The organism is Streptomyces sp. Y7 (genome assembly GCF_043195415.1).
GTDB lineage: Bacteria > Actinomycetota > Actinomycetes > Streptomycetales > Streptomycetaceae > Streptomyces.
In genome coordinates this window covers 41,930-61,869 of sequence record NZ_JBIDDQ010000013.1, presented here as the reverse complement: position 1 = coordinate 61,869, position 19,940 = coordinate 41,930, and the positions used below count along the sequence as shown (strand labels likewise).

16 protein-coding genes are annotated in these 19,940 nt (G+C 69.3%); 3 read left to right on the top strand and 13 right to left on the bottom strand.

Features of this window, described 5'->3' with window-relative positions; translation table 11 throughout:
• Nucleotides 1-33: 33 nt before the first annotated feature.
• From ACGFW6_RS27895 to ACGFW6_RS27870, 6 genes are all read right to left on the bottom strand, one after another.
• Nucleotides 34-873, bottom strand: coding sequence for a shikimate dehydrogenase (locus ACGFW6_RS27895; RefSeq protein ID WP_393515434.1), 840 nt, complete (start codon nt 871-873; stop codon nt 34-36).
• Nucleotides 854-2,515, bottom strand: a complete 1,662-nt coding sequence (mltG, locus tag ACGFW6_RS27890) for an endolytic transglycosylase MltG (protein WP_393515431.1) — start codon at nt 2,513-2,515, stop codon at nt 854-856. The genes ACGFW6_RS27895 and mltG overlap by 20 nt, the downstream gene beginning before the upstream one ends.
• A 124-nt stretch (nt 2,516-2,639) precedes the next feature.
• Nucleotides 2,640-3,104 (bottom strand): Holliday junction resolvase RuvX, encoded by a 465-nt coding sequence (gene ruvX / locus ACGFW6_RS27885; protein WP_393515770.1) that lies wholly within the window; start codon nt 3,102-3,104, stop codon nt 2,640-2,642.
• A gap of 35 nt (nt 3,105-3,139) precedes the next feature.
• Nucleotides 3,140-5,812 carry an alanine--tRNA ligase gene (gene alaS / locus ACGFW6_RS27880; protein WP_393515428.1) on the bottom strand — a complete coding sequence of 891 codons (2,673 nt, stop codon included), beginning with the start codon at nt 5,810-5,812 and terminating at the stop codon, nt 3,140-3,142.
• Nucleotides 5,812-6,159, bottom strand: coding sequence for a hypothetical protein (locus ACGFW6_RS27875; protein WP_393515425.1), 348 nt, complete (start codon nt 6,157-6,159; stop codon nt 5,812-5,814). Before ACGFW6_RS27875 ends, alaS begins: the two co-directional genes overlap by 1 nt.
• 16 nt (nt 6,160-6,175) lie before the next feature.
• Nucleotides 6,176-6,613 (bottom strand): DUF948 domain-containing protein, encoded by a 438-nt coding sequence (locus ACGFW6_RS27870; protein ID WP_093745335.1) that lies wholly within the window; start codon nt 6,611-6,613, stop codon nt 6,176-6,178.
• Between the two features lie 163 nt (nt 6,614-6,776).
• Between ACGFW6_RS27870 and ACGFW6_RS27865 the strand changes: the two genes are divergently transcribed.
• The gene (locus ACGFW6_RS27865) at nt 6,777-8,960 is read left to right on the top strand and encodes an ATP-binding protein (protein ID WP_393515422.1); all 2,184 of its coding nucleotides are present in this window, start codon (nt 6,777-6,779) and stop codon (nt 8,958-8,960) included.
• Between the two features lie 29 nt (nt 8,961-8,989).
• Here the strand turns inward: ACGFW6_RS27865 and rpsD are convergent, their stop codons facing one another.
• The 5 genes from rpsD to ACGFW6_RS27840 all read right to left on the bottom strand — a co-directional run bounded on the left by rpsD (nt 8,990) and on the right by ACGFW6_RS27840 (nt 14,148).
• Nucleotides 8,990-9,604 carry a 30S ribosomal protein S4 gene (gene rpsD / locus ACGFW6_RS27860; protein WP_015661793.1) on the bottom strand — a complete coding sequence of 205 codons (615 nt, stop codon included), beginning with the start codon at nt 9,602-9,604 and terminating at the stop codon, nt 8,990-8,992.
• Between the two features lie 309 nt (nt 9,605-9,913).
• A complete protein-coding gene (locus ACGFW6_RS27855) occupies nt 9,914-11,269 on the bottom strand; it encodes a replication-associated recombination protein A (RefSeq protein WP_393515418.1) in 1,356 nt (451 codons plus the stop codon).
• Between the two features lie 56 nt (nt 11,270-11,325).
• Entirely contained in the window at nt 11,326-11,982 is a 657-nt protein-coding gene (locus tag ACGFW6_RS27850) for a vitamin K epoxide reductase family protein (RefSeq protein ID WP_393515415.1), read from the bottom strand.
• Nucleotides 11,983-12,166: 184 nt separating this feature from the next.
• Nucleotides 12,167-13,429, bottom strand: coding sequence for a histidine--tRNA ligase (gene hisS, locus ACGFW6_RS27845; RefSeq protein WP_393515412.1), 1,263 nt, complete (start codon nt 13,427-13,429; stop codon nt 12,167-12,169).
• A gap of 11 nt (nt 13,430-13,440) precedes the next feature.
• Nucleotides 13,441-14,148, bottom strand: a complete 708-nt coding sequence (locus tag ACGFW6_RS27840; protein WP_393515409.1) for an MBL fold metallo-hydrolase — start codon at nt 14,146-14,148, stop codon at nt 13,441-13,443.
• Nucleotides 14,149-14,328: 180 nt separating this feature from the next.
• Here ACGFW6_RS27840 and ACGFW6_RS27835 point away from each other — a divergent pair, with 180 nt between their 5' ends.
• On the top strand, nt 14,329-15,150 hold the full coding sequence (locus ACGFW6_RS27835; protein ID WP_393515406.1) for a peptidylprolyl isomerase: 822 nt from the start codon (nt 14,329-14,331) through the stop codon (nt 15,148-15,150).
• 135 nt (nt 15,151-15,285) lie between these two features.
• A complete protein-coding gene (locus ACGFW6_RS27830) occupies nt 15,286-16,515 on the top strand; it encodes a DUF349 domain-containing protein (protein WP_393515403.1) in 1,230 nt (409 codons plus the stop codon).
• An 80-nt stretch (nt 16,516-16,595) separates the two neighbouring features.
• Here the strand turns inward: ACGFW6_RS27830 and ACGFW6_RS27825 are convergent, their stop codons facing one another.
• Nucleotides 16,596-19,118, bottom strand: coding sequence for a RelA/SpoT family protein (locus ACGFW6_RS27825; protein ID WP_393515400.1), 2,523 nt, complete (start codon nt 19,116-19,118; stop codon nt 16,596-16,598).
• A 239-nt stretch (nt 19,119-19,357) separates the two neighbouring features.
• The gene (locus tag ACGFW6_RS27820) at nt 19,358-19,771 is read right to left on the bottom strand and encodes a hypothetical protein (protein WP_393515397.1); all 414 of its coding nucleotides are present in this window, start codon (nt 19,769-19,771) and stop codon (nt 19,358-19,360) included.
• Between the last annotated feature and the right edge of the window lie 169 nt (nt 19,772-19,940).

Here is a 19,940-nt window from a genome sequence, read left to right as displayed (position 1 = left end):
TCCCTCTCCGCCCCCTGCGGAACTCAGCGGATCCTAGCGGTTCGCGAGAGCCCGCTCGCCCGCTTTTCGCATGGCCTCGACGGGCGCGGGGGACTGGCCTGTCATCTGCTCCACCTGCAGCACCGCCTGGTGCACGAGCAGGTCGAGACCGCTGACGACGGCACCGCCGAACATGGACCAGCGCGCCGCGAGTGCGGTGGGCCAGGGGTCGTAGAGCACGTCGAACAGGGTGGCGGGGCGTTCCGGTACGGCGCCGGCGAGGGCGTCCGTCGTACCGGCGGGGGTGGTCGCGATCACCAGCGGCGCGTGCAGCGCCCGGTCCGCGTCTGCCCAGTCGGCGGTGCGGACGTCGAGGTCGAGCCGCTCGCCCCACTGCCGCATCTCGGCCGCGCGGGCGTCGCTGCGTACGTACGCCACGACCTCGCCGGTGCAGATGCGCGCGAGCGCGGCCAGCGCGGAGGACGCCGTGGCCCCGGCACCGAGGATCGCGGCCGAGTCGACCTGCTCGACGCCGTGTTCGCGCAGCGCGGCGACCATGCCGGGGATGTCGGTGTTGTCGCCGACGCGTCGGCCGTCCTCGGTGAGGACGACCGTGTTCACGGCCTCCACCGAGGCCGCCGTCTCGCTGATCCCGTCGAGCAGGGGCATGACCGCCCGCTTGAGCGGCATGGTCAGGGACAGTCCGGCCCACTCCGGCCCGAGCTCCGCGAAGAACCCGGGCAGCGCGGCCTCGTCGATCTCGAACCGGTCGTACGACCAGTCCGTGAGCCCGAGTTCCTCGTAGGCCGCGCGGTGCAGCACCGGGGAGAGGGAGTGGGCGATGGGCTTGCCGAGAACGGCGGCCCGGCGGGCGTCAGTTGCCCGAGCTCTCATTGAACTTGTCCTTGAGCTTCTGGAAATCGTCGTGCGTCTTCGCGAATTCGGTCTTGCTCACGCCGTCGACGGCGACGAAGTAGTACCAGCCCTGATCCGTCGGATTCAGCGTTCCGGTGATCGCACCGTCACCCGGGTTACCGATCGGTCCGGGCGGAAGACCCTTCTGCGTGTACGTGTTGTACGGGTCCTGGTTGCTGTTGATCTCGTCTTCGCTGATATTGATGTTGCTCTCGCCCTTCAGGTAGTTGAAGGTCGAGTCGAACTGCAGCAGACCATAGGTCTCGGGGTTCGAGCGGTCGAGGCGGTTGTAGACCACTTCCGCCATCTTGCGGTAGTCGTCGTTGGTCTTGCCCTCGGCCTGGACCAGGCTGGCGACGGTGATGACCTGCAGCGGGCTGTCCAGCTTGAGCGCCTTGGCCTTGGCCTCCAGGTCGAGCGTCTTGTACTTGGCCGCGGCCCTGGACACCATCTCCTTCAGGACCGATTCCGGCTTCATGCCCTTGGCGGCGGGATAGGTACCCGGGTAGAGGAAGCCCTCCAGCGGGTCCTTGATCTCACTGTTGTCGTTCGCCCAGCTCGGCAGTCCGAGGCTCTTGTAATTCTTCTCGGCGAGCTTCTTGGTGGTGCCGGCCGACAGATCGAGCTGTTCGTCGATCGACTTGTAGACGGCGATATTCCGCTCACCCGGCTTTACCAGGACATTGTTCTGGCTCTTCGGGTCGAGCATCATCTCGACGGCGCTCTCGGCGGACATCTCCTTGTGCAGCAGATAGGCGCCGGCCTGGATCGTCTTGCCGTCGGGGTTCTGCGACTGGGCGGCGACGAACGCGTCGACGCTCTTGACGACCCCGGCCTGCTTGAGCCGCTGGCCGATCTCGTTGCCGAGGGCGCCCTTGGGGATCTCCACGGTGACGGTCTCGTCCGTGCCGCCCCCGGCGTAGTCCGGCGCCGAGCCGAAACGATCCTGGTAAAACTGGTATCCGAAATATCCGACTCCGGCCACGCCGCCCGCGAAGACCAGGGAGACCACCAGACAGGCGCACCCGCTGCGCCGTTTCTTGGGCTTGCCGCCCCGGGACCGGCGGTCGCCGCGGCCGTCCCCCGGGTCGTCGTCGGAGTCGTCGTCATCGTCGCCGCCGCCGGCGAAGAAGGCGTGTTCGCCCTGGTCGGGGCCGGGATCCCAGTCGGTCTCCGGCGGCTCGGGCTCCGCCTGCCGCCGGCTCGGCGGCTGGGGCGGCGGATAGGCGTCGGGGGTGCCGTAGTAGTCGGCCTGCTCGCCGCCGTACGCCGCGGCCTGCTGCCCGTAGGGGTCCGAGTGGTCGGGGTACTGGGGCTGCTGGTGGGTGCCGGTCGGCCAGCCGTTGGTGTCGTACGACTGCTGCTGCGGATGCCCCGGGTACTGCTGCTGGTCGTACTGCTGCGGGTACTGCTGCTGAGCCTGGCCGTACGGATCCTGCTGGCCGTGACCCCACTCGCCGTAGTGCTGCTGCTGCGGCTGCTGCGGATAGTGCTGCTGCTGGCCGCCGTAGGCAGCCTGCTGGCCCGTGTGGGCCTGCTGCCCTTCCCATCCGCCGTCCCCGTACAACGGGTCCTCCGGATGCCACGGTTCGGAGCCTTGGCCCCGGCCATACTCAGTCATCGATCCCCTAGAGCCGCGAGGCGGCGGATGCGCGGCTGCTGAAGATCCGGCTCCCGTCCCGCCTCTCTTTGTGCGCCAGCTGTTCGAACACCGGCGCATCGCGCGGAACGTTACCGTATCGCGATCAGATAACCACTTCGACGCTCTCGCCGGGAGCTTTACCTGACACCCGTTCGGATTCGAGCGCCTGCTGCAAGATGATCACAGCGGCTGCCTGGTCGATCACGGCGCGGCCCTTCTTCGACTTCACGCCCGAGGCGCGCAGTCCCTGACTGGCCGTCACGGTCGTCATCCGCTCGTCCACGAGCCTGACCGGTACGGGCGCGATCATGCGGGCGAACTCCTGGGCGAAGCCTCTGACCTTGACCGCGGCGGGGCCCTCGCCCCCCTTGAGGGAGCGGGGCAGGCCGACGACGACCTCGAGGGGCTCGTACTCCTCGACGAGCTGCTTCAGCCGCCGGTGAGCTGCGGGGATGTCCCGGCCCGGGACCGTCTCGACCGGGGTGGCGAGGATCCCGTCGGGGTCGCACGAGGCGACGCCGATACGGGCGTCGCCCACGTCGATGGCCAGGCGACGGCCGCGGCGCATGCCCCGGCCGTCGCCTTTTGCCTGTGTGTCTTCGCTCACTTGGCCGTTTCCGCCACGAGCCGCTCGACGGCGTCGACGGCCTCGCCGACGGCGGCCGGGTTCTGGCCGCCGCCCTGGGCGACGTCCGGCTTGCCGCCACCGCCGCCGCCGAGGGTCTTGGCGGCGGTGCGGACCAGGTCACCGGCCTTGAGGCCGCGGTCACGAGCGGCGTCGTTGGTGGCGATGACCGTCAGCGGCTTGCCGTTGTTCACGGTGAACAGGGCGACCACGGCGGCACGTCCCCCCTGGATGCGGCCGCGCACGTCGAGGACCAGCTTGCGCAGGTCGTCCGGCGTGGTGCCGTCGGGGACCTGACCGGTGACGACGGCGATGCCGCGCACGTCCTTGGCGGACTCGGCGAGACCGGCGGCGGCCTGGAGCACCTTCTCGGCGCGGAACTTCTCGATCTCCTTCTCGGCGTCCTTCAGCTTGCCGAGCATGGCGGAGACCTTCTCCGGGAGCTCCTCCGCGCGGCCCTTGATCAGCTCCTGGAGCTGGGCGACGACCGTGTGCTCACGGGCGAGGAAGTTGTAGGCGTCCACGCCGACCAGGGCCTCGATACGGCGGACACCCGAGCCGATGGACGACTCGCCGAGCAGCTTCACCAGGCCGAGCTGGGCGGTGTTGTGCACATGGGTGCCGCCGCACAGCTCCTTGGAGAAGTCGCCGATGGTCACGACGCGGACCCGCTCGCCGTACTTCTCGCCGAACTCGGCGATGGCGCCCTGCTTCTTGGCCTCGTCGATACCCATGACCTCGGCGTGCACGTCGAGGTCGCGGGCGAGCACCTCGTTGATCTTCTGCTCGACGTCGGTCATCACGGCCGTCGGGACGGCGGAGGGGGAACCGAAGTCGAAGCGGAAGCGGCCCGGCTGGTTCTCGGAACCGGCCTGGGCGGCTGTCGGGCCGAGGGCGTCGCGCAGGGCCTGGTGGGTGAGGTGGGTGGCCGAGTGGGCGCGGGCGATGGCCGTACGACGACGGGAGTCGATCGAGGCGTGGGCCTTGGCGCCGACGGTGACCTCGCCGACCTGGACGACGCCCTTGTGGACGTAGACGCCCGGGACCGGCTTCTGGCAGTCGCGGATCTCGATCACGGCACCGGTGTCCACCTTGATGCGGCCGGTGTCGCCGATCTGACCGCCGCCCTCGGCGTAGAACGGGGTGCGGTCGAGGACGATCTCGACCTCGTCGCCCTCGGTGGCGGCCGGGGAGGAGGCGCCGTCGACGAGGATGCCGACGATCGTGGACTCGCCGTCGGTGTCGCTGTAGCCGATGAACTCGGTCTCGCCGGTCTTGTCGGCGATCTCCCGGTAGGCGCCGGCGCCGGCGTGGCCGGTCTTCTTGGCCTGGGCGTCGGCCTTGGCGCGCTCCCGCTGCTCCTTCATCAGGCGCCGGAAGCCGTCCTCGTCCACGGAGAGGCCCTGTTCGGCGGCCATCTCCAGGGTGAGGTCGATCGGGAAGCCCCAGGTGTCGTGGAGCAGGAAGGCCTTGTCGCCGGCCAGCACGGTGGAGCCCGTGGCCTTGGTGTCGGAGACGGCCGTGTCGAGGATGTTGGTGCCGGCCTTGAGCGTCTTGAGGAAGGCGTTCTCCTCGGCGAGGGCGACCTTCTCGATGCGCTCGCGGTCGGTGATGAGCTCGGGGTACTGCTGGCCCATCATGCCGATGACGACGTCGATCAGGTCCTTGACGACCGGACCGGTGGCACCGAGCAGGCGCATGTTGCGGATGGCGCGGCGCATGATGCGGCGCAGGACGTAACCGCGGCCCTCGTTGCCGGGGGTGACGCCGTCGCCGATGAGCATCACGGACGTCCGCATGTGGTCGGTGACCACGCGCAGGGAGACGTCCGAGCCGTGGGCGTCGCCGTAGGCGACACCTGTCAGCTCGGTGGCCCTGTTGATGACGGCCATGGACGTGTCGATCTCGTACATGTTCTGCACGCCCTGCAGAATCATGGCGAGTCGCTCCAGGCCGAGCCCGGTGTCGATGTTCTTGCTCGGCAGCTCGCCGAGGATCTCGAAGTTGTCCTTGCCGATGCCCTCGCCGCGCTCGTACTGCATGAAGACGAGGTTCCAGATCTCCACGTACCGCTCGTCGTTGACGGCGGGGCCGCCCTCGGCGCCGAACTCGGGGCCGCGGTCGTAGTTGATCTCGGAACAGGGGCCGCAGGGTCCGGGGACGCCCATGGACCAGTAGTTGTCCTTCATGCCGAGGCGCTGGATGCGCTCCTTCGGCACGCCGACGACCTCGTGCCAGATGCGCTCGGCCTCGTCGTCGTCCTTGTAGACGGTGATCCAGAGCTTCTCCGGCTCCAGGCCGTAACCACCCTTGTCCTGGGGGCTGGTGAGCAGCTCCCAGGCGTACTTGATGGCGCCTTCCTTGAAGTAGTCGCCGAAGGAGAAGTTGCCGCACATCTGGAAGAAGGTGCCGTGCCGGGTGGTCTTGCCGACCTCTTCGATGTCCGGCGTGCGCACGCACTTCTGCACGCTGGTGGCGCGGTCGAAGGGCGGCTTGACCTCACCCAGGAAGTAGGGCTTGAAGGGCACCATGCCGGCCGGGACGAGGAGCAGAGTCGGGTCGTCCGCGATGAGCGACGCCGAAGGGACGACGGTGTGCCCGCGCTCCTCGAAGAAGCTCAGCCAGCGGCGGCGAATCTCGGCCGACTCCATCAGTGGTCCTCATTCCGGTTGTACGAGTACGTCGGGTTGTCGACGTACTTCGGGTTGCTGCGGTCGTTCTCGATGGCGGTCAACCGCCGGGGCGCGGGGAGTTCGGGGTTGTCCTGAATCCCGAGCGCGTCCTCCAGCTCGGCCTCCCGCTGGGCCATGTTGTCGCGGACGTCGAGCGCGAATCCCACCGCGCGGTCCTTCAGGCGCTGACCGGTCTCCAGGGCCTTGTTCGCCGCGGTGGCGGCGAGGCTCTCCGGCGTCAGCTGCTTGAGCTTGCGGTTGACCTTGGTGGTGGCCCAGACACCGGCGGCGACACCCGTGCTGAACCAGAACGTACGGCGGAACATCGCTCGGTCTCAGTCCTTACTTCCGCTTGCGGCGTGCGGTGGGGACCGTCCGGCCCACGATCACGGTACGCCGGGGCGACTTCGCGGGCACGTCCTCCTGCTTGCGGCCGCCGAGGGCCCGGCGCACGCCGTAGCCGAAGGCCGCGACCTTGACCAGGGGGCCGCCGAAGGTGGAGGCCACGGTGGTCGACAGCGCGGAGGCGTTCGACGTGACCTCCTGGACGTCCGAGGCGATCGCGTCGACCCGGTCGATCTGGGTCTGCGCGGAGCGCACCGCCGAGGAGGCGTCTGCCAGGAGCGGGACGGCCTGGTCGGTCACGTCCGCGACGAGTTTGGTGGTCGCCTTGAGCGTCTGGGCCAGCCTCGCCAGCGCGACGGCGAGGAAGGAGACCAGAATCGCCCAGAAGACGGCCACCAGGATCCCGGCAACCTCTCCACCGGACACTGTGTGCACCCGCTCCCTGAAACGTGCCTCTACATCGGTCTACATCGAAAAAGTCGTGCACCGAGCCTATCGCGCCGGGGCCGCCGTTCTGCACCGGATTACCGCCCGCGCGGGGCCGGGTCGCGAGAAGTGATTGTACGGACCGAACACGCTTCAGTACGCTCCGTATTCCATGCGGGATCAACTGCGCCCCCACTCCCCCGGCTCCGGCGATCTGCCCCTGGAGCTCAGCACGTTCGTGGGCCGCTCGGCCGAACTGACCGACCTCGCCGAGGCCCTCGGCACCGCACGGCTGGTGACCGTGACCGGCGCCGGCGGCGTCGGCAAGTCACGGCTGGCGGCACGCGCGGCCGCGCTGTGCGCGCCCGGCGACGGTGTGTGGCACGTGGAGCTGGAGCCGGTACGCGATCCGGAGTTCGTCGACTACGCGGTCGTGGAGGCCCTGGGCCTGACCGACCACACGACCCGTCTCCCCCGCGAGACGCTGCTGGACCGGCTCGGCGAGGGTGAACTGCTGCTGGTCCTCGACGGGTTCGAGCACCTGCTGGAGGCCAGCGCGGAGCTGGTGACGGATCTGCTGCGCCGGGCGCCGGGGCTGCGGGTGCTCGCGGTGGGGCGCAGGCCGCTGGGCATCGCGGGCGAGCGGCTGCTGCCGCTGGCGCCGCTGGGCGAGGACGACGCCGTGCGGCTGTTCGTGGAGCGGGCGGCCCAGTACGGACTGACCGTGCGGGACGACGGCGACGTACGGGAGGTGTGCCGTCGCCTGGACGGGATCCCGCTGGCGATCGAGCTGGCCGCGGGGCGGCTGCGGATGCTGTCGCCGGCGCAGGTGCTGGTCCGGCTGGACGACCGGTTCCGGCTGCTGACCGACGGAGGTCAGGACGCCCGGCCGCACTCGATCCCCGGAGGGCCTCCGTCCCGCCATCGGACGCTGCGCACGGCGGTCGGCTGGAGCCATGAACTGTGCACGCCCGAGGAGCGGTTGCTGTGGGCACGGCTGTCGGTGTTCGCGGGCCGCTTCGACCTGGAGGCGGTGGAGTACGTGTGCGGCGGTCAGGGTCTGCACTCCGACGACGTCTTCGACGTGCTCTCCGAGTTGCTCGCGCAGTCCGTGGTCGCGCGTGAGGAGACCGGGACCGGGGTGCGCTACCGCATGCTGGACACGATCCGGGCCTACGGCGCCGACTGGCTGGAGGCGACCGGTGACGCGGGCCGGCTGCGGCGTCGGCACCGCGACTGGTATCTGGGCCTGACGACCTGGTGCGAGCTGGAGTGGTTCTCGCCCCGGCAGGGTGAGGTGGCCGCCCGTGTCGAGGCGGAGCTGCCGAACCTGCGCAGCGCCCTGGAGTACTGCCTGAGCGAGCCGGACGAGGCGCATCTGGGGCACTACCTCGCGGGCTCGCTGTGGTTCTACTGGGTCGGCTGCGGCCGGCTCTCCGAGGGGCGGCACTGGCTGGAGCAGGCGGTGGCGCTGGACAGCGGTCATGAGCGGTCCCGGCTGAAGGCCCTGTGGGTGCTGGGCTATGTGGCGATCCTCCAGGGCGACTCGGTGCCGGCGCTCGGGACGCTGCTGGAGTGCCGGGAGGAGGCGGAGAGCGCCGCCGACCCCACGGCGGTGGCGTACGCCGAGCACCGCACGGGCTGTCTGGCGCTCGTGTCGGACGACATGGAACGCGCGGAGACGCTGCTGCGCTCGGCGCTGGCCCGCTACCAGGAGATCGGCGAGCTCAACAGCAATGTGCTGATGGGCCAGATCGAGCTGGCGATGACGCGGGCGTTCCGGGGCGATCTGCCGGACGCGGTGCGGCTGTGCGAGGACGTCCGTCAGGTGTGCGAGGACCACGGCGAGCGCTGGGCGCGCTCCTACGCGCTGTACGTCCTGGCGTACGCGGCCTGGGCCGACGGCGATCTGACCGGTGCCCGCACGCTGCTGAGGGAGTGTCTCGGCAACGCCCACTCCTTCCGCGATCTGCTCGGCTCGGTGCTGGCCGTGGAGCTGCTGGCCCTGGTCACGGGCGCGGAGGGCGACCCGGCGGAGGCGGCGGTGCTGCAGGGCGCGGCGGCGGGGATGTGGCCGTCGGTGGGGCTGCCGCTGTTCGGTTCGGCCTGTTTCAACGCGCCGCACGAGCTGTGCGAGACGGCGGCGCGGGAACGGCTCGGCGACGAGCGGTACGAGGAGTGCCTGCGGCGGGGAGGCGCGCTCGGCCGGGAGGAGGCGGTGCACCGGGCGCTGGGGCGGCGGCACCCGGAGGCCCCGTCCGCGCAGCGGGGATCGGCGCGGCCGGCCAACGCCGCCCCGGACATGCGAGAGCCCGCCGCCTCTCCCACCCGCAAGGGCGGGGAGACGACGGGCTGAGGCGCAGGTGTCCTACGGCCGCTGAAGGATCAACGGGCGTAGTACTCGACGACGAGCTGCTCGTCGCAGATCACCGGGATCTCCTTGCGGTTCGGCTCACGGTCCAGGCGGAACGCCAGGGCCTTGAGGTTCACCTGGAGGTAGCGCGGGGTCTCACCCTCGGGGGCGAAGCCGCCCTCACGGGCGATGGAGAAGAGGGTCTTCTCGCGGCTGCGCTCGCGGACCATCACGACGTCGTCGGGACGGACGCGGAACGACGGCTTGTCGACCTTCTGGCCGTTGACCTCGATGTGGCCGTGAACGACCATCTGACGGGCCTGGTAGATGGTGCGGGCGATGCCCGAACGCAGGACCAGGGCGTCGAGACGACGCTCGAGCTCGATGATCAGGGCCTCACCGGTCTTGCCCTGAACCTTGGAGGCACGCTCGTAGGCGCGGACGAGCTGACGCTCGGACACGTCGTACTGCGCACGCAGACGCTGCTTCTCCAGCAGACGGACCTTGTAGTCCGAGTTCTGCTTGCGGCCACGGCCGTGCTCACCCGGCGGGTAGGGACGGGCCTCGAAGTACTTGACGGCCTTCGGGGTCAGCGCGATGCCGAGGGCACGCGACTTCTTGACCTTGGGGCGGGACTGGTTCGCCACAATCTCTCATTTCTCAGTGTTCGGCTCGTCAGGGTTGAGGGAGGTCGCATCCGCAGCCGGGGAAACCCTCCTCGTCCTGCTGGACGGGGTGGGCAGCCGCTCCCCTGGTCTGGGCACATACGTGCAGCACGCGAGTGGCCCACCGACCGGTCCCGTCCTGCGACGAGTGGTGGTGGGCTGCCCGCGACACCGATCGACGGTGCGCGACGCTCCTGGGACCGATCCGGGACTGCGTCCTGGTCCGGCTCCGGCTGACCGTCCCGTTCTGACAGCACGGGACACAGCACTTCGGAGAAGTTTACAGGGTGCTCAGGACCGCTTGCGACCGAGGCGTTTCCTGGTCCACTCGACGGCGTCCGCGTACCGCGCCTCGGCGCCGTGCCTGGTCGGTGTGTAGTACTCCCGGTCCTTCAGGGCGTCCGGGGCGTACTGCTGCTCGGCGATGCCCTCGGACAGGTCGTGCGGATACACGTATCCCTGGGCGTGACCGAGCTTGGCGGCGCCCTTGTAGTGCCCGTCGCGCAGATGCGGGGGCACCGTGCCTGCCAGCCCCTTGCGTACGTCGTCCATGGCGGCGCCGATCGCCGTCGTCGCCGCGTTGGACTTGGGGGCCAGGGCGAGGGCGATGGTGGCGTGGCTGAGGGTGAGGGCGGCCTCGGGGAAGCCGATCATGGCGACGGCCTGGGCGGCGGCGACCGCGATCGGCAGGGCGTTCGGGTCGGCGAGGCCGATGTCCTCGCTGGCGGAGATCATCAGGCGACGGGCGATGAAGCGGGGGTCCTCGCCGGCCTCGATCATCCGGGCCAGGTAGTGCAGGGCGGCGTCGACGTCGGAGCCGCGGATGGACTTGATGAGGGCGCTGGCCACGTCGTAGTGCTGGTCGCCGTCGCGGTCGTACTTCACCGCGGCGCGGTCGACGGTCTGCTCCAGCGTCTGGAGGCTGATCTCGCTCTCGTCCTGGTCCAGGGCGGCCCCCGCGGCGGCCTCCAGGGCCGTCAGGGCGCGGCGGGCGTCGCCGCCGGCGATCCGCAGCAGGTGCTCCTCGGTGTCCTCGGGGAGGGCGACGGAGTCCTTCAGACCGCGCTCGTCGCTCAGCGCCCGCCGCAGCAGGCCCCTGACGTCGTCGTCGGTGAGGGGTTCGAGGGTGAGCAGGAGGGAGCGGGACAGCAGGGGCGAGATGACCGAGAAGTAGGGGTTCTCGGTGGTCGCCGCGATCAGGGTCACCCAGCGGTTCTCGACCGCCGGGAGCAGGGAGTCCTGCTGGGCCTTGCTGAAGCGGTGGATCTCGTCGAGGAAGAGGACGGTCTCCTTGCCGTACCCGCCGGTGGCACGGCGGGCGCCGTCGATGACCGCGCGGACCTCCTTGACGCCTGCGGTGATCGCGGAGAGCTCGACGAAGCGCTTGTTGGTGGCCTTGGAGACGACGTAGGCCAGGGTCGTCTTGCCGGTGCCGGGCGGGCCCCAGAGGATCACGGAGGACGGTCCGGCGGGGCCGCCGCCGGACTCGCCGACGAGCCGGCGCAGCGGTGAGCCGGGTTTCAGCAGGTGCTGCTGGCCCACCACCTCGTCCAGGGTGCGCGGGCGCATGCGCACGGCCAGGGGACTGCCGGCTGGGTCCTTCTCCTGGCGATCTTCTGCGGCGGCGGTGAACAGGTCGGGCTCCACGCTGGAAACCCTAAATCACCGCACTGACAATCCCACCCGGCCCCCGAGCGGCGGGCTCAGCTGGTCCAGAAGTCCCACCAGCGGGTCAGGATCAGCATGCCGATGATGCCGATGTGCAGCACGGGCATGACCCAGGTGAACTCGCCGAAGAAGCCCTTGAGCCAGTTCGGCGCGGGCAGGAAGCCGTTGCGGACGTTGAACGAGGTCACGTACCAGAACATGATGATCGTCGCGACCCAAGCCAGCGAGCACCACAGGCACAGCGCGTTGATGTTGTACAGCGACTGGTACATCAGCCAGGCGCAGAAGACCACGCCGAAGAGGGTGCCGGCGTTGAAGGTGAGCCAGTACCAGCGCGGGAAGCGGGCGCGGCCGAGCAGGGTCATGCCGACGCAGATGACGATGCCGTAGGCGACGAGGCCGAGCATCGGGTTGGGGAACCCGAAGGCGGCGGCCTGCTTGCTCTCCATGACGCTGCCGCAGGAGACGACCGGGTTGAGGCTGCATCCCGGGGTGAACGTCTTGCCCTCGACCTTGGCCTCGAGCAGCTTGAACTTGTCGATCGTGATGACCCACGCGGCAAGCAGCCCCGCCGCGCCGGTGATCACCAGCATCAGGGCGAGGGCACGGCTGCCGCCCACCGACCGCGGTGCTACCTGAGCAGGCTCCGACTCGGGCTCGGTGGAGACGTCTTTGACTGTCGTCTTGCTCATCACGCCGATCCGTCACTTGAGACTTGGAGTTTCTCCGGACACGGCACATTGTGCCGTACACGCACGCGTGCCCACCGTTCGCTGCGTATAAGGACATACGCGCAGTCCGGTAAAGGCGCTCAGTTCAGGACAGGGACGGAACGCAAGGGGCGGGGACCTGACGGTCCCCGCCCCTGGTGCGGAATCAGCCCAATCGGGCTTCCAGCTCCGCCACGATCTCGTTGACGCCGAAGGCCGCCTGCTCGCCGGACTCCATGTCCTTGAGCTGGACGACGCCCTCAGCGAGGTCGCGTTCGCCGGCGACGATCGTGTAGCGGGCGTTGCTGCGGTTGGCGTTCTTCATGGCGCCCTTGAGGCCCTTGGCGCCGTAGGAGAAGTCGGCCGCGATGCCGAGCTTGCGCAGTTCGGTGACCTTGGCGAACAGGACCCGGCGGGCCTCCTCGCCGAGCGGCACGGCGAACACGCTGGTGGACGACGGGAGTTCGAGCTCCACGCCCTCCGCCTCCAGGGCGAGCACCGTGCGGTCGACGCCGAGCGCCCAGCCGACGGACGGCAGCGCGGGGCCGCCGATCATCTCGGACAGCCCGTCGTAGCGGCCGCCGCCGCCCACCGCGGACTGGGAGCCCAGACCGTCGTGGACGAACTCGAAGGTGGTGCGCGTGTAGTAGTCCAGGCCGCGCACCAGCTTCGGGTCGTCCTCGTAGGAGACGCCCGCGGCGGTGATCAGTTCGCGGACCTCCTCGTGGTACGCCTTGCAGGCGTCGCACAGGTAGTCGCGCAGGAGCGGGGCGCCGGTGAGCTGCTGCTGCACCGACTCGCGCTTGTCGTCCAGGACGCGCAGCGGGTTGATGTCGATGCGGCGCCGGGTGTCCTCGTCCAGGTCGAGCCCGCGCAGGAAGTCCTGGAGGGCCGCGCGGTACACGGGCCGGCACTCCTTGTCGCCCAGGCTGTTCAGCAGGATCCGGAAGTTGCTGAGGCCCAGCGAGCGGTAGGCCTGGTCGGCCAGGATGATCAACTCGGCGTCCAGCGCCGGGTCCTCGGCACCGATCGCTTCGGCGCCGACCTGGGAGAAGTGGCGGTAGCGGCCCTTCTGGGGGCGCTCGTAGCGGTAGTAGGAGCCGGAGTACCAGAGCTTGACCGGGAGGTTGCCGGCCTTGTGCAGGTTGGCCTCCAGCGCGGCGCGCAGGACCGAGGCCGTGCCCTCGGGGCGCAGGGCGAGCTTGTCGCCGCCCTTGGTCTCGAAGGCGTACATCTCCTTGGTCACGATGTCGGTGGACTCACCGACACCGCGCGCGAACAGCTCGACGCTCTCGAAGCCGGGCGTCTCGATGTAGCCGTAGCCGGAGTTGCGCAGGGGCGCGGCGATCGCCTCACGGACGGCCAGGTACTTGGCGCTGTCCGGCGGGATCAGGTCGTACGTGCCCTTGGGGGCCTTGAAGGTGCTCACGGAAGGTCTCGTCACATTCCTCGTCGGGGAGCTTCCTGGGCTCCCGGGCCGGCGGCCACCTGCCGCAGATACGGGTTGGTGGCGCGCTCCTGGCCGATGGTCGTCTGGGGGCCGTGGCCGGACAGCACCACGGTCGAGTCGTCGAGCGGCAGGCACACGCGTGCCAGCGAGTCGAGGATCTCGGCCATGTCGCCGCCGGGCAGGTCGGTGCGTCCGATGGAGCCGGCGAACAGCAGGTCGCCCGAGAACAGGATCGGCGGGATGTCCGCCGCCTCGGGCATGCCGAAGGTCACCGACCCCTTGGTATGGCCCGGCGCGTGCGCGACGGTGAGCTCCAGGCCGGCCAGCTCCAGCTTGGCGCCGTCGGTCAGCTCCTTGACGTCGTCCGGCTCCCCGATGGTCAGCTCGCCCATGAGCTGCATGCCGATGGAGCGGCCGAGCGACTTCTCGGGGTCGCTCATCATGTACCGGTCCTCGGGGTGGATCCAGGCCGGCACGTCGTGCGCGCCGCACACGGGGACGACCGAGGCCACGTGATCGAGGTGGCCGTGGGTGAGGACGACGGCGACGGGCTTGAGCCGATGCTTCTTCAGTGCTTCCTCGACTCCGGGGGCCGCTTCGTGGCCCGGGTCGATGATCACGCACTCCTCACCGGCGGCGGGGGCGACGAGATAACAGTTCGTCCCCCAGGCCCCGGCGGGGAACCCGGCAATGAGCACGATCGTCCTTCGTTTGTGTCGACACGGGTGGTTTGTCGGCGGACTCCGCCTGTCGACAGAGCCTACCGGCGCTGCCGATTCCTCAGCGAACCCATATACGGTACGGGGCACACGCAGGCGGTCGGCTCAATGAACACACGCGTACCGGTCGACACTTACGACGCATGAGGAGAGAACCCGGTGGTCAGCCAGGAACAGCGGCGGCGTCAGCTCGCCCGGGAGAAGTTCTTGCGGCAGCAGCAGCGGCGTACGTCCGCCCGACGCAAAGCGCGCATGCGCAACTCGGTGATCGCGTCGGTGCTCGGAGTGGTCGTCATCGGCAGCCTCGCGCTGTACACGACGGGCGTCCTCAAGGGCGACGACAGCAAGGAGAACGCGGGCGCGGAGGTCACGCCGAGCGCGAGCCCCACCAGCAAGGCCCCGGACCCGTGCGAGAAGCCCGCCGAGGGCAAGGTCAAGACGGCGACCTGGAAGAAGGAGCCGGCGCTCACCGTCGACAAGTCGGCGAAGTACGCGATGAAGCTCGCGACGACGTGCGGTGACATAGACATCGACCTGAAGGCGTCGGCCGCGCCCCACACGGTGAACTCCTTCGAGTTCCTCGCCGCGAAGGGCTACTTCGACCACTCCAAGTGCCACCGGCTCACCACCAACGGCATCTACGTGCTGCAGTGCGGCGACCCGACGGGCGTCGGCACGGGCGGCCCCGGCTACACCATTCCGGACGAGAACCTGAAGGACAAAAGCCTGAAGGACAACATCTACCCGGCGGGCACCGTGGCCATGGCGAACACCGGCCAGAAGCACACCGGCGGCAGCCAGTTCTTCCTCGTGTACCAGGACAGTCAGCTTCCGCCCAGCTACACACCGTTCGGTACCGTTTCCGAATCCGGCATGAAGGTACTCAAGAAGATTGCCGACGCGGGTGAGAGCACCGGCCAGGGCGACGGCGCACCGAACGCGACGGTCGTGATCAACAAGGCGACGGTCACGAAATCCTGACCGCCAACTGCGAAATTTCGGTCGCGCGGGATGCGGACAGGCAACCCGCCGGTCGCCTATGTTGGCCGTGACGAAACTGTGGACGATGCCCGGGGGACACGAGCCCTTCGCGAGGCATCATGTGGAGGAGGCGCTGTGAGCAGCGACCCGTGGGGCCGCGTCGACGAGACGGGGACCGTGTACGTGCGTACGGCCGACGGCGAGCAGGTGGTCGGCTCTTGGCAGGCAGGCACTCCTGATGAGGCGCTGGCCTATTTCGAGCGCAAGTACGAGGGCCTGGTTGTCGAGATCGGCCTCCTCGAGAAGCGGGTGAAGACCACCGACCTGTCGGCGAAGGACGCCCAGACCGCGATCGACCACATCCGTGAGCAGGTCGACGCTCACCACGTGGTCGGTGATCTGGACGCCCTGCGGACCCGCCTGGACAAGCTGGTCGAGACGGTCGACAAGCGCCGTGAGGAGCGCAAGCAGCAGCGGGCCAAGCAGTCGGACGAGGCGCGCCACGCCAAGGAGGCGCTCGTCGTCGAGGCCGAGGAGCTGGCGCAGTCCGACCAGTGGCGGGCCGCCGGTGAGCGGCTGCGGGCGCTGGTGGACACCTGGAAGGGTCTGCCGCGGCTGGACCGCAAGTCCGACGACGAGCTGTGGCACCGCTTCTCGCACGCCCGTTCGGCGTTCTCCAAGCGGCGCAAGGCGCACTTCGCGCAGCTGGACGCGCAGCGCGAGGAGGCCCGCAAGACCAAGGAGCGGCTGGTCGCCGAGGCCGAGGCGCTGTCCGGTTCGACGGACTGGGGTCCGACGGCCGCGCGCTACCGCGAGCTGATGTCGGAGTGGAAGGCCGCGGGCCGCGCCCAGCGCGAGCACGAGGACGACCTGTGGAACCGCTTCCGCGGTGCCCAGGACATCTTCTTCGCGGCCCGCAGCTCGGTCTTCGCCGAGCGGGACGCCGAGCAGGCCGAGAACCTGAAGCTGAAGGAGGAGCTGGCCGGCGAGGCCGAGAAGCTCCTGCCGATCGGCGACCTGAAGGGCGCGCGTGCCGCCTTCCGCTCGATCAACGAGCGCTGGGAGGCCATCGGCCATGTGCCGCGCGACGCCCGGCCGAAGGTCGAGGGCCGGATGCACGCCGTCGAGCGGGCCCTGCAGGAGGCCGAGGAGAACGAGTGGCGCCGGACCAACCCGGAGGCACGCGCGCGTGCCGAGGGGCTGACCGGCCAGCTCCAGGCCGCCGTGGACAAGCTGACGGGCCAGATCGAGCAGGCGCGCGCCCAGGGCAACAACGCGAAGGCCGACAAGCTGGCGCGTGAGCTGGAGGGCCGCCAGGCGCTGCTGGACCAGGCGCTGAAGGGCCTCCAGGAGTTCGGCGGCTGACACCCGCCGGCACCGCTGCGACGAGAAGGGCCCCGTACGTGTCGTACGGGGCCCTTCTCGTGTCTGCTCCTACGGCACCGCTACGACCGGCTGCGCGCCGACGTCACGCGGTACACGTCGTACACGCCCTCCACTCCCCTGACGGCCTTCAGGACGTGCCCGAGGTGCTTCGGGTCGCCCATCTCGAAGGTGAAGCGGGAGGTGGCGACGCGGTCGCGGGAGGTCTGGACGGCCGCGGAGAGGATGTTGACGTGCTGGTCGGACAGGACGCGGGTGACGTCCGAGAGGAGCCGGGAGCGGTCGAGGGCCTCGACCTGGATGGCGACCAGGAAGACCGAGGACTGCGTCGGCGCCCACTCGACCTCGAGGATGCGCTCGGGCTCACGGGACAGTGACTCCACGTTGACGCAGTCGCTGCGGTGAACCGATACACCACTACCCCGCGTGACGAAACCGATGATCGGGTCGCCGGGTACGGGCGTACAGCAGCGCGCGAGCTTGACCCACACGTCCTCGACGCCCTTGACGATGACGCCGGGGTCGGCGCTGGAGCGGCGCTTGCGGCTGCGGCTGCGGGTCGGCGGGACCGACTCGTCGATCTCCTCCGTGGCCGCTTCCTCGCCGCCGAGCGCCTGGACCAGCTTCTGCACGATGTTCTGTGCGGAGACATGGCCCTCGCCGATCGCCGCGTACAGCGCGGAGATGTCGGCGTAGCGCATCTCGTGGGCGAGCGTGACGAGCGAGTCACCGGTCAGGATGCGCTGGATCGGCAGGTTCTGCTTGCGCATCGCGCGGACGATGGCGTCCTTGCCCTGCTCGATGGCCTCGTCGCGGCGCTCCTTGGAGAACCAGGCCCGGATCTTGTTGCGGGCGCGCGGGGACTTCACGAAGCCGAGCCAGTCGCGGGAGGGGCCCGCGCCGGCTGCCTTGGAGGTGAAGACCTCGACGAGGTCGCCGTTGTCCAGGGTGGATTCGAGCGGTACGAGCCGGCCGTTGACCCGTGCTCCTATGGTGCGGTGGCCGACCTCGGTGTGGACGGCGTACGCGAAGTCGACCGGGGTGGCCCCGGCCGGGAGCGCTATGACGTCGCCCTTCGGGGTGAAGACGAACACCTCGTTGCGGGACAGGTCGAAGCGCAGGGACTCCAGGAACTCGCCCGGGTCCTCGGTCTCCTTCTGCCAGTCCAGGAGCTGGCGCAGCCACGCCATGTCGTTGAGGTGGTCGTCCTTGCCCTTGCCGGACTTGGGCACGTCCGTGCGGATCTTGGAGGCGCCGGCGACGGCCTCCTGCTTGTACTTCCAGTGCGCGGCGATGCCGTACTCGGCGCGGCGGTGCATGTCGAACGTGCGGATCTGGAGTTCGACCGGCTTGCCGTTGGGGCCGATGACCGTCGTGTGCAGCGACTGGTACATGTTGAACTTGGGCATCGCGATGTAGTCCTTGAACCGGCCGGGGACCGGGTTCCATCGCGCGTGCACGGTGCCGAGGGCGGCGTAGCAGTCGCGGACCGTGTCGACAAGGACACGAATCCCCACCAGGTCGTAGATCTCCGCGAAGTCACGGCCGCGGACGATCATCTTCTGGTAGACGCTGTAGTAGTGCTTCGGGCGGCCGGTGACGGTCGCCTTGATGCGGGCGGCGCGCAGGTCCTGCTGGACCTCGTCGGTCACTATGGCCAGATACTCGTCACGCTTCGGTGCCCGCTCGGCCACCAGCCGTACGATCTCGTCGTACATCTTGGGGTAGAGGATCGCGAAGGCGAGGTCCTCCAGTTCCCACTTGATGGTGTTCATGCCGAGGCGGTGGGCGAGCGGTGCGTAGATCTCCAGCGTCTCGCGCGCCTTCTTCTCCTGCTTCTCGCGCTTGAGGTAACGCATGGTGCGCATGTTGTGCAGGCGGTCGGCGAGCTTGATGACCAGGACGCGCGGGTCCTTGGCCATGGCGACGACCATCTTGCGCACGGTCTCGGCCTGCGCGGCCTCGCCGAACTTGACCTTGTCCAGCTTGGTGACGCCGTCGACGAGCAGCGCGACGGAGTCACCGAAGTCGCGGCGGAGCTGGTCGAGGCCGTACTCGGTGTCCTCGACGGTGTCGTGCAGCAGGCCCGCCATCAGGGTGGCCGGATCCATACCCAGCTCGGCGAGGATTGTGGTGACCGCCAGCGGGTGCGTGATGTAGGGGTCGCCGCTCTTGCGCTTCTGGCCGCGGTGCCAGCGTTCGGCGACCTGGTAGGCCTTCTCGATCTGGCGGAGCGTGGCGGTCTCGATCTTCGGGTCGTTGCTGCGGACTATGCGCAGCAGCGGCTCGAGCACCGGGTTGTACGGGTTGGAGCGCTGGACGCCGAGGCGGGCGAGACGGGCGCGCACGCGGTTGGAGGAGCCGGTGCGGGCGGGCTGCCCGGTGTTCGGACGCACCGCCGGCGTCGACGAGGCGGGCTTGGGACGAGGCGGCTCGGCCGGCTTGTCGACCGGCGCCGACTGGGCATGCTCGACCGTCCCGCGCGAGTCGTTCTTCGCGTGTGGCGCGTTCGGCGCGGGCTTGGCCGCCGGTGCCGAGGCGGACTCGGGCTTGGCGGCGGTCAGGTGCTGGGCCTCGTCTGGCAAGAGGACTCCTCGTGCGCGATCCGGGTCCCCCGGTCAGGCTCCGGAGACCCCATGGTAGCGATCCTGAGCCACAGGATCGCCTTCAGGCCGATGTGAGGGCCGTCTACGCGAGAAACACACGAGGCGGGCGCCGGATTCCTCCGGGCCCGCCTCGGTCACCCTACGCAGTCGGCGCGCGACCACCGGTACGGTCGGGCCCCGGCCCGGCCGTGCGGTCGTTCACACCTCAGTGGCGCGGTTCAGCGCCACTTGAAGAGGGCCGCGCCCTTGACCTTCATCTCCTTGATGTCGGCGACGTTCCCCCACGGCACCCTGACGCTGCCGCTCTTGGCGCAGCCGGCGTCGTACCACTTCAGCTTGTGCTGCGCGTTGAAGCCCTTGACCTTGACACAGATCCGGGTACCCCGCTCGACCTTCCACTGATAGCCGATCTTGAAGCCGTCATGGCCGATGATGCTGCAGGTGGAGTCCTTGACCTTGCTCCAGCGGCCGGGGACGGCACCAGCGTTCTTCCAGGAGCTCGAACAGCGCGTGCCGGCGGCCTCGGACGCGGCGCTCGCGGGAGCCGCGTTCACGGGCGCCGCCGCTGCGGTAATCGCTGCCGCAGACACCAGCGTCACTGCCCCCGTGACAATCTTGCGCGAGATCAACACTTGAATCCTCCGTTTTCGGGTTCCCGCTCGCACCCACAAGTGGGCTGGTCAGGCGAGCGGGTGGTCGATATCGATCTTTCCAACCACCTCCCGTGGACCTCAAGGATCTTGAGCAACATTTGAGCCGATTGATCAAGACATGACATTTAGATTCGCTCATGCGATGCAC